This window comes from Streptomyces kebangsaanensis (assembly GCF_001906585.1).
Taxonomy (GTDB): domain Bacteria; phylum Actinomycetota; class Actinomycetes; order Streptomycetales; family Streptomycetaceae; genus Streptomyces; species Streptomyces kebangsaanensis.
In genome coordinates this window covers 100186-102938 of record NZ_JUJA01000154.1, presented here as the reverse complement: position 1 = coordinate 102938, position 2753 = coordinate 100186, and the positions used below count along the sequence as shown (strand labels likewise).

Genomic DNA, 2753 nt, shown 5'->3' with positions numbered 1-2753 from the left:
CGGTACGGTGATCGCCCCCGCACCTCCGCACGGCAGCTGGGCCTGGGCGGGGCTCCGCCTGGTCGCCGCCACCGACCTGGTGCGCAGCCGGGAGTACGCGGACCTGCCGGAGGAACAGCGACTGGCCCGCGCCGTCCGGGAACAAGCCGCGTTCCTCTCGGGACGGCTGGGCGCACCGGCCGGGTATGTGATCGAGCTGCGCTGGCTGTGGGATCCGGCCCGGGGCTCCCTCCACGCCTTCGTGCTCGTCCGGGTATGGGCACCCGATGCCCCGTCGGCGGACGCCGCGGCCCGGGCGGAGGCCGACCGGCTCGCCGCCACCGTGCCGCATGTGGTGACGGAGGCGCTCGACGAGGCCGAACTGCGCTCCGCGCTGGCCCCGTTCGATCCCGCTTCGGGCGGCGCGGCCGAGATCCGCCGCCGGCTCCTCACCGAACTGCCGAACCGCCCCGACGCCGGGGTGCGGTTCTACACCGCGGCCCAGCCCTTCGCGGGCGCGTCACGGCACTGGGAGAGCCTGCTCACGGCACTGACCGCCCACCCGCACCCCGTCGCACTGAGCGTCGGTCTCACCCCCGCGCCGGTGCCGCCCTCCCTGCGGACGGCGGTGAGCCACTGCGCCACTTCCTACCAACGACTCGCCACCGACGGTGAGTTCGAGACCGGGTCGCTCTACCACGGCAAGGTCAAGGTCACCGCGGACGCCTTCGCGATACGTGCCGCGCAGCTGTACGCGGACGCCGGACGCCGCTATCTCACCGACGCGTTCCGGATGCGGCTGTCCTGCTGGTCCCCCGTGCCCTTCGACGACTCGCTGCCGTCCCTGGTCGGCGAAACGGTCTCACGCGGTGGATCGGCGACCCCCGGCGGCCGACTCGACGACGCGGGCCTGGGCCCCGCCTACCGGCTGGTACGGCCGGTCGACCCGCAGCAGGCGGCTGTCTTCACCGGGAACACGGCGTGGCTGGACTTCGCCCTCTGGGGAGACGACGGCGGCTGGGCCGGCGCCATGCCGCCCGCCCTCCAGCCACTGGAATGGCTGGCGGACGTGGAGGAGGCGAGCGCCGTCTTCCGGTTGCCGCTGGCGCTCAACGGATTCGTCCCCCGCTTCCCCGTACAGGCGGTGAGTCAGGGGACATTTCTGGCTTACGCACCCGAGGGCCCCCATGTGGTGCTGGGCCACAGCACCGACGGCCGCGGTGGGACAGCGGCCCCTCTGGGCGTCGAACTCGACGACCTCACCCGGCACACGCTGATCGTCGGCGGCAGCGGCTCCGGCAAGACCAACTCGACGCTGTCGCTGTGCCGCCAACTCTGGGCCGACCACCGGATTCCCTTCACCGTCCTGGAGCCGGTGAACACCGACCTCGACGACTACCGGTGGCTTGCGACCCTGCCCGGGTTCGAGGACATGCTGGTCCTCACCGCCGGTGACGAGAGCACCGCCCCGCTGCGGCTCAATCCCTTCGAGGTCCCGGCCGGGGTCAGGATCTCCACCCACGCGGGCAACCTGCTGGACTGCTTCGACGCGGCCTTCGGCCTGTGGGACCCGCTGCCGTACATCTACCGCACGGCGCTCACCGAGACCTACCGGCGCCAGGGGCTGGACATCACCGCGACCGCGCGGGGCGACGAGGCATGGCCGGTGCTGGCGGACTTCACCGCCGCCATGGAGGACGTGGTCGCCTCCCACGACTACGCGGGCGAGGCCCGGGCCAACATCATGGCCGCCTCCCGGCTGCGGGCACGGTCCCTGGCCGAGGGACCCTGCGGACCGGTGCTGTCGGCACCCAGGTCGATGCCCGTCGACGAACTGCTGAGCCGGCCTCTGGTGGTGGAACTGGCCGAACTCGGGGACGCCCAGCAGCAGGCACTGGTGATGGCGCTCCTCCTCAACGCCATGACAGAGCACTACAAGGTGCACCGCACCTCCTCCGAGCTGGTGCACGTGACCCTCGTCGAGGAGGCCCACCGGCTGTTGCGCCGTCCGGCCGGCGGCGGAGCGGACCGGGAGGGTGACGCCACGGCCAGAGCGGCGGAGGCATTCGCCAACACGCTCGCGGAGAACCGCAAGTACGGGGAGGGGCTGGTGGTGATCGAGCAGGACCCCTCGAAGCTGATCCCCGACGCGTACAAGAACACCGCTCTCAAGGTCATGCACAAACTCTCGGCGGAGGAGGACCGGCGGCTGGTCGGCGACACCATGCTGCTGAGCGACGATCAGCGGCACCACGCCGCCGTCCTGTCCAAGATGTCGGCCTATGTGGCGCATTCCCGCGTCGACCGTCCGGTGCTGACGGAGGTTCCCGACGTGCGAGCGGCGGACGCCGCGCGGCGCGGCCTCCCGCGTGCCCCACTCGCCGGGCGGGACGAACTCGCCCGGCGGCACGCCCACTGGGCGGCGTCCTCCCCCGTGGTCCGCGAATCCCTGCGTCCCCAGGCACCTTGCGGTTTCTGCCCGGTGGAGTGCTCCCTGGAGTACCCGGCGGAGCGGGCGACCACGGCCGTCCCGAACGAGGACTTCGTCCGGCTGATGACGGACGGGGCGGCCGAGCGGTTCGCGACGGGCTGGTGGAAGCGGCTGGTGGAGCACCTGGACCGGACCGGGGACGCCGCGCGCCCCCGGCACATCCCGGAGCGTGACGCCCACTGGCGGACCGCCCTGCTGCGTGCGGCCCATGCCGCCGCGTACCCCAAGTCGCTCTCCGACCCGGCGCACGCACGCCGGGCCGCCGAGTGGGTCCGCCTGCTCC

1 protein-coding gene is annotated in these 2753 nt (G+C 72.8%); it reads left to right on the top strand.

The window, feature by feature from the left end; all coding sequences use genetic code 11:
• Positions 1-2753: serine-rich family protein (locus RH94_RS25550; protein ID WP_199881056.1), on the top strand; the 2753-nt coding region annotated here is incomplete at both ends.